This window comes from Saccharopolyspora sp. 6M, from assembly GCF_020176775.1.
Lineage (GTDB): Bacteria > Actinomycetota > Actinomycetes > Mycobacteriales > Pseudonocardiaceae > Saccharopolyspora_C > Saccharopolyspora_C gregorii.
The window spans coordinates 1-6,877 of record NZ_JAIUJZ010000289.1 but is presented as its reverse complement, the minus strand read 5'-3'; the positions used below and the strand labels follow the sequence as shown (position 1 = coordinate 6,877).

The following is a 6,877-nucleotide window of genomic DNA, read 5'->3' as shown; positions in this document are numbered from 1 at the left end:
CGCCCAACGCCGCGCCATCCAAGCCATGAACCGCGCCCACCGCGTCTGCGACACCTGTCACCGCGACGTCGGCTACCGCATCCCCCACACCCGCCCCCTCGAAGGCCAATGCCTCGACTGCCACGAAACCTCTACCCGGCCGATCGCGGCCTGAACAGGAGGAACCATGCCGACCCGCCGCAGCGGTACATGGATGACCGTTCCCGAGTTCTGCGACGAGATGGCCATCTCCCGATCGACCTTCGACGACTGGCGCGCCAAAGGACGAAGCCCGAAATGCATCCGGCTCCCGAACGGCTCCCTGCGCATCAAGCGCACCGACTTCGACACCTGGCTCAACACCCTGGAGGCCGACGCCGCATGACCGAGACCAGCTACAACGTCCACATCTGGCGAATCACCGCCCGCAAGAACGCTCAGGGCAAAGTCACCAGCTACCGTGTCCGATGGCGTGTCGGCACACACGAACACCACGAGTCGTTCAAAGGCAAGACACTGGCGAGCAGCTTCCACGCCCAGCTCGTAACCGCGGCGAGCAGAGGAGAGGCGTTCCTCGTCGACGCACCGGGGCTTCCGGTGTCGATGGCCCGGAAGTCTGCGAACCAGATGAGCTGGTTCGAGTTCTCGCAGCGGTATGTCGACCTCAAGTGGACCCGCGCGGCCGCGAAGTCGAGGGCGGGCATCGCGGACACCTTGGCGACGGTGACTCCGGTACTGCTGACGAGCGAGCGCGGCAGGCCAGACGACCAGGTGATGCGCCGGACGTTGACACGATGGCTGTTCAACACCAAACAGCGCGACGACGCGAAGCCGGTGGAGATCGCCCGCGCATTGCGGTGGCTGGAGGCCAACACCGTCGCGATGTCGAAGTTGGACGACCCGGCGCTGATGCGGCGCGTGCTGGAGCAACTGGCCCGGCGCATGGACGGGAAGCCCGCCGGTGCCAAGACGTTCGCGCGCAAGCGTGCGGTCTTCCACAACGCGCTGGAGTACGCCGTCGAACTCGGGGTGTTGCAGAACAACGTGCTTTCGCGGATCAAGTGGACACCGCCGAAGGAGGTGAAAGCGATCGACAAGCGCGTCGTGATCAACCCGCGTCAGGCACGGCAGTTGCTGGCGAAGGTAGGGGAACAGCGAGTCGACGGGCAGCCACGCAGGTCGGCTGGACCGGGGTTGGTGGCGTTCTTCGGGGTCATGTACTACTCGGCCCTGCGTCCGGAAGAAGCCGCGATGCTGCGCAAGTCAGATCTGCGCCTCCCGAGCAGTGGTTGGGGCGAGCTGCTGGTGTCGCAGACTGCGCCGACCGCGGGCGGGGCGTGGACGGACTCCGGGCAGCGGCGCGACCGGCGCCACCTCAAGCAGCGCGGGGTAGGAGAGGTGCGGCCGGTTCCGTGTCCGCCTGAGCTGACCGAGTTGCTGCATGGACACCTGGCGCGGTTCGGCACGACCGCAGACGGACGGCTGTTTCGCAGCTTGACGGGCGGCGATCTCGCTGAGTCGACCGCGGCCAGGGTGTGGGACAAAGCACGGCAGAAGGTGTTCACCGCCGAGGAGTACGCCTCAGTGCTGGCTCGTCGCCCGTACGACTTGCGGCACGCGTGCGTGTCGACGTGGCTCGGCAGCGGGGTGCCGTCGACTCAGGTGGCCGAGTGGGCTGGGCATTCGGTCGCCGTACTGCACCAGGTCTACGCGAAGGTGCTCGCCGGGCAGGAGGACAGCGCCCGGCGCCGCATCGAGGAAGCCCTGAGCTTCGGTATGCAGCAGGCGCGGCCGTGTCCGTGAATCGTCCGTAGCTGGCCGCAGACAGCCGTAGCAGCCGGGGACAACCGCACATCAGGCCCGCATGGCCTCTCGCGTAAAACGCCTGGTGAAAGGCCTTGCGGGCCTGGTTAGGCATGGTGCCCCCGGTCAGAGTCGAACTGACACTGTACGGATTTTGAGTCCGCCGCCTCTGCCGATTGGGCTACGGGGGCTGAGCGAGCCGAAGTTTACCGGACCGGTGATCACTGCGCGGCGGCGGGGCGGTCTGGGCGGGTGTCTTCAACTGCCCTGTCCGCTGGTGCCGACGCCTCAGTGGTGCCGTTCGGTTCGCCTGGCCGGCAGCCCGCCCACCATGTGGGCGTCGCGCCGATGTGACCTGTCGGAAACGGGTGTCGGGATGGTCACCCTCCCTGGTCATCTCAGCTGGAGGGCCCGGCCGGTAAGCTGGTTTTTCCCGGTGCGGGACCGCACTGGACCGTGTCAGAACTACCCCAGGAGGACCCGGTGACCACGCCGGCTGCCGAGGACCCAAGCGAGGCCAAGCCCGTCGAACGTCGCGTGCTCGTGGCAGAGGACGAGGCGCTGATCAGGCTCGACCTGGTGGAGATGCTCAAAGAAGAGGGGTACCAGGTCGTCGGTGAGGCCGGGGACGGGCAAGAGGCCGTGCGGCTGGCCGAGGAGCTGCGGCCCGATCTGGTGATCCTGGACATCAAGATGCCGAAGATGGACGGCATCGAGGCGGCGTCGAACATCGCGGGCGAGCGCATCGCGCCCGTGGTGATCTTGACCGCGTTCAGCCAGCGCGACCTGGTGGAGCGGGCGCGCGACGCGGGGGCGATGGCCTACCTGGTCAAGCCGTTCGCGAAGCGCGACCTGGTGCCCGCGGTCGAGCTGGCGGTGTCCCGCTTCACCGAGGTGCAGGCGCTGGAGGCCGAGGTCGCCGACCTCAGCGAGCGCCTCGAAGCGCGCAAGACGATCGAGCGCGCCAAGGGCCTGCTGATGAGCAAGCACAACCTCTCCGAACCCGAGTCGTTCCGCTGGTTGCAGCGGACCGCGATGGACCGCCGGACCACGATGAAGGCCGTGGCCCAGGCGGTGCTCGAGAACCTGGAGTGACTCAGCCCGCGGGCTGGTCGCGGATGACGCAGGTCAGGCGTGCCGTGCAGGTGCGCCTGCCCTGCTCATCGGTGATGACGATCTCGTAGGTCGCCGTGCTGCGGCCCCGGTGCAACGGGGTGGCGATGCCGGTGACGAGGCCTTCCGTGGCCGAGCGGTGGTGCGTGCAGGACAGCTCCAGCCCCACCGCGATCCGGCCTTCTCCCGCGTGCAGCGCCGAGGCGATGGAACCGACCGATTCGGCCAGCACCGCGTTCGCGCCCCCGTGCAGCAGTCCGTAGGGCTGCTTGTTGCCCTCCACCGGCATCGTCGCGACCACACGTTCGGGTGAGTATTCGAGGTATTCGATGCCCATCCGGTGCTGCAACTGGCCCGGTTCCGGGTTCAGCACCAGCGCCATCGAGTCGTTCGCGGGCTGCTCGTTCTCGGTCGCCGTCACGGTCCACCCCTCCTCGTGCCTCGCCGCACGCGCTGTCGGTGGCTCAGCCTAGACTCCCGCGACGTGATGGCTTCCGAAGACCGACGTCTGCTGTTGATCGACGGCCATTCCATGGCCTACCGAGCGTTCTACGCCCTGCCGAAGGAGAACTTCCAGACCGGCACGGGCCAGCACACGAATGCGGTCTACGGCTTCACCTCGATGCTGATCAACCTGCTGCGCGACGAGCAGCCGACCCACTTCGCGGTCGCGTTCGACGTGTCCCGCAAGACCTTCCGCAGCGAGAAGTTCGCCGACTACAAGGCGAACCGCAGCGCCAGCCCCGACGAGTTCAAGGGCCAGGTCAGCCTGATCCAGGACGTGCTGGGCGCGCTGTCGGTGCCGGTGCTGAGCAAGGACAACTACGAGGCCGACGACGTCATCGCCACCCTCACCACCCAGGCCACCGGCGAAGGCTTCTCGGTGGCCATCTGCACCGGCGACCGCGACGCGCTCCAGCTGGTGACCGACCGGGTCACGGTGCTGTACCCGACGAAGGGCGTTTCCGAGCTCACCCGGTTCACGCCGCAGGCCGTCGAGGACAAGTACGGCCTGTCGCCCGAGCAGTACCCGGACTTCGCGGCGCTGCGCGGCGACCCGTCGGACAACCTGCCGAAGATCCCGGGCGTCGGCGAGAAGACCGTCACGAAGTGGATCCAGCAGTTCGGCTCGCTGGCGGGGCTCATCGACCGCGCCGACGAGGTGAAGGGCAAGGCGGGCGAGGCGCTGCGGACCAACCTCGCGTCCGTGCAGCTGAACCGGGAGCTGACCCAGCTGGAGCACGACGTGCCGCTCGGGGTCACCCCGGACGACCTGGTGCTGGCCCAGTGGGACCGGGACGCGGTGCACAAGCTGTTCGACGACCTGGAGTTCCGGGTGCTGCGGGAGCGGCTGTTCAGCACGCTGTCCGCCGCCGAACCCGAGGTGGAGGACGGTTTCGAGGTCTCCGGCGGCGCGCTGGACACCGGTGAGCTCGCCGGGTGGCTCGACCGGCACGCCCGGGACGGCCGCCGCGTCGGGCTCGCGTTCAGCGGCACCTGGACGACCGGCGCCGGTGACCTGGCCGGCATCGCGTTGGCCGACGCCGACGGCGCCGGGGCCTTCGTGGACGTGACCGAGCTCAACGCGGACGACGACAAGGCGCTGGGGGAGTGGCTGGCCGACCCGGCGCTGCCGAAGGCCGCGCACGACGTGAAGGGCCCGCTGCACGCGCTGCGCGGCCGCGGCTGGACGCTCGCCGGGCTGACCAGCGACACCGCGCTCGCCGCCTACCTGGTGCGCCCCGGCCAGCGGTCCTTCGACCTGCCGGACCTGGTGGTGCGCTACCTGCAGCGGGAGCTGCGCGCCGAGGACGAGGGCGGCGACGGCCAGCTGTCGCTGCTCGCCGACGAGGAGCAGGACAAGGCCGACGCCGCCAACGCCGAGCTCGTGAAGGCCCGCGCGGTCGGTGAGCTCGCGGACGCGCTGGACGCCGAGCTGGGGCGCATCGACAGCCGCGGCCTGCTCACCGACCTGGAGCTGCCGCTGCTGGCCGTCATCGACGAGCTGGAGGCCGCGGGCATCGCTGTGGACGCCGACCTGCTCGACGAGCTCGGCGCGCACTTCGCGGGCCGGGTCAAGCAGGCCGCGCAGGAGGCCTACGACGTCATCGGCAGGGAGATCAACCTCGGGTCGCCGAAGCAGCTGCAGGTGGTGCTGTTCGACGAGCTGGGCATGCCGAAGACGAAGCGCACCAAGACCGGCTACACCACCGACGCCGACGCGCTGCAGGGCCTGTTCGAGAAGACGCAGCACCCGTTCCTGCAGCACCTGCTGGAGCACCGCGACGCGACCCGGCTCAAGACCACGGTGGAGGGCCTGGTGAAGTCCGTCGCCGACGACGGGCGCATCCACACCACGCTGAACCAGACCATCGTCGCCACCGGCCGGTTGTCCTCGACGGACCCGAACCTGCAGAACATCCCGATCCGCACCGAGGAGGGGCGCCGGATCCGCGAGGTGTTCGTGGTCGGCTCCGGCTACTCGGAGCTGCTGACCGCCGACTACAGCCAGATCGAGATGCGCATCATGGCGCACCTGTCCGGCGACGAAGGGCTCATCGAGGCGTTCCGCTCCGGTGAGGACCTGCACAACTTCGTGGCCTCGCAGGCGTTCGGCGTGCCGATCGGCGAGGTGGACCAGGAGCTGCGGCGCCGGGTGAAGGCCATGTCCTACGGGCTGGCGTACGGGCTGTCCGCGTTCGGGCTGGCCCAGCAGCTGCGGATCTCCGCGGAAGAGGCGAAGGCGCAGATGGACGCCTACTTCGCCCGCTTCGGCCGGGTGCGGGACTACCTGCACGAGGTGGTGTCGCAGGCGCGGGAGGACGGCTACACCTCGACGATCCTCGGCCGCCGCCGCTACCTGCCGGACCTGCTCAGCGACAACCGGCAGCGCCGCGAGATGGCGGAGCGGATGGCGTTGAACGCGCCCATCCAGGGCAGCGCCGCCGACATCATCAAGGTGGCGATGCTGGGCGTGCACCGCTCCCTCGCCGAGGCGGGCCTGCGGTCGCGGATGCTGCTGCAGGTGCACGACGAACTGATCATCGAACTGGTCGACGGGGAACGCGCCGAGGTGGAGCGGATCGTGCGGGAGCAGATGGGCTCGGCCTACCCGCTGGAGGTACCGCTGGAAGTGTCGGTGGGCGCGGGCCGTTCCTGGGACTCGGCCGCACACTGAGTGCACGGCGGGAGGCGCCGGCCGTCGCGCGGCGGGCGACGCCCTCACCGTTGGCATATGCCGGCGGCATGGTCTCCGAGCTGCGGAGATTGCGGCTCGGTCACGAAACGATCATTCTCCGGCGCCGCGGACGTCCCAGCCACTGAGATGGCCGGAACGTGAACGAGGCGGGCCCCTGTTGGACCTTTCGGGTGATAGCCGGGATAGCCTGCCTACTTCGCGGAACAGCGGATGCCGACGAGCCGGCGCGCGGCGCGCACGGCGGACCCGGGGCGGAGTTCCCGGAGGAGGAAAATGATCAACATCGACAGAGTGGACCACTTGGTGCTCACCGTGGCCGATGTCGATCGGGCGGCAGAGTTCTACGAGCGCATCCTCGGGATGCGCACGGTGACCTTCCCCGGTGACCGGCGTGCGGTGAGCTTCGGTCAGCAGACCATCAAGCTGCATGCCGCCAGCGAGCTGGTCGAGCCCACCGCGACGCACCCGGTGCCCGGTTCGGCCAACCTCTGCTTCGTCACCGAGCAGCCCATCAGCGAAGTGCAGGAGCACCTGCGGGCCAACGACGTGCGCATCGAGGAGGGCCCGGTCGGGCGCACCGGAACATCCGGCCCGATCACCTCGCTGTACCTGCGCGACCCCGACGGCAACCTGATCGAGATCGCCCGGTACGACGAAGAAGCCGAGGCCGCTTCCGGCGCGGAGTGAGCACCCGGAACGGAGGAGGGGTGTCGCAGGCGCGGGAGGACGGCTACACCTCGACGATCCTCGGCCGCCGCCGCTACCTGCCGGACCTGCTCAGCG

6 protein-coding genes and 1 tRNA gene are annotated in these 6,877 nt (G+C 69.0%); 5 read left to right on the top strand and 2 right to left on the bottom strand.

Going from position 1 to position 6,877, the window contains the following annotated elements:
• Positions 1 to 193 precede the first annotated feature (193 nt).
• Positions 194 to 364 (top strand): AlpA family transcriptional regulator, encoded by a 171-nt coding sequence (locus tag LCD31_RS27690; RefSeq protein ID WP_255615740.1) that lies wholly within the window; start codon positions 194 to 196, stop codon positions 362 to 364.
• Positions 361 to 1,782: a tyrosine-type recombinase/integrase gene (locus LCD31_RS27685; RefSeq protein WP_224962938.1), complete on the top strand. Its 1,422-nt coding sequence runs from the start codon at positions 361 to 363 to the stop codon at positions 1,780 to 1,782. The genes LCD31_RS27690 and LCD31_RS27685 overlap by 4 nt, the downstream gene beginning before the upstream one ends.
• 114 nt (positions 1,783 to 1,896) lie before the next feature.
• On the opposite strand, the gene LCD31_RS27680 is transcribed toward LCD31_RS27685, so the two are convergent.
• A tRNA-Leu gene (locus LCD31_RS27680) sits at positions 1,897 to 1,973 on the bottom strand.
• Positions 1,974 to 2,265: 292 nt separating this feature from the next.
• Between LCD31_RS27680 and LCD31_RS27675 the strand changes: the two genes are divergently transcribed.
• Positions 2,266 to 2,877, top strand: coding sequence for an ANTAR domain-containing response regulator (locus LCD31_RS27675; RefSeq protein ID WP_224962936.1), 612 nt, complete (start codon positions 2,266 to 2,268; stop codon positions 2,875 to 2,877).
• 1 nt (position 2,878) lies between these two features.
• Here the strand turns inward: LCD31_RS27675 and LCD31_RS27670 are convergent, their stop codons facing one another.
• Positions 2,879 to 3,277 (bottom strand): PaaI family thioesterase, encoded by a 399-nt coding sequence (locus LCD31_RS27670; RefSeq protein ID WP_224962942.1) that lies wholly within the window; start codon positions 3,275 to 3,277, stop codon positions 2,879 to 2,881.
• A gap of 105 nt (positions 3,278 to 3,382) precedes the next feature.
• On the opposite strand from LCD31_RS27670, the gene polA reads away from it, so the two are divergent.
• Together polA and LCD31_RS27660 are read left to right on the top strand one after the other, a co-directional pair.
• Positions 3,383 to 6,073, top strand: coding sequence for a DNA polymerase I (gene polA / locus LCD31_RS27665; RefSeq protein WP_224962933.1), 2,691 nt, complete (start codon positions 3,383 to 3,385; stop codon positions 6,071 to 6,073).
• A gap of 294 nt (positions 6,074 to 6,367) precedes the next feature.
• Complete coding sequence (locus LCD31_RS27660) at positions 6,368 to 6,781, top strand: VOC family protein (protein WP_224962931.1); 414 nt, start codon at positions 6,368 to 6,370, stop codon at positions 6,779 to 6,781.
• The last annotated feature ends 96 nt before the right edge of the window (positions 6,782 to 6,877 follow it).

What these genes read in the sequence shown, in the direction of transcription:
- LCD31_RS27660 (WP_224962931.1), top strand. Translation starts at nt 6,368, where the DNA reads ATGATCAACATCGACAGAGTGGACCACTTGGTGCTCACCGTGGCCGAT.
- LCD31_RS27690 (WP_255615740.1), top strand. Translation starts at nt 194, where the DNA reads ATGACCGTTCCCGAGTTCTGCGACGAGATGGCCATCTCCCGATCGACC.
- LCD31_RS27685 (WP_224962938.1), top strand. Translation starts at nt 361, where the DNA reads ATGACCGAGACCAGCTACAACGTCCACATCTGGCGAATCACCGCCCGC.
- polA (WP_224962933.1), top strand. Translation starts at nt 3,383, where the DNA reads ATGGCTTCCGAAGACCGACGTCTGCTGTTGATCGACGGCCATTCCATG.
- LCD31_RS27670 (WP_224962942.1), bottom strand. Translation starts at nt 3,277, where the DNA reads ATGGCGCTGGTGCTGAACCCGGAACCGGGCCAGTTGCAGCACCGGATG.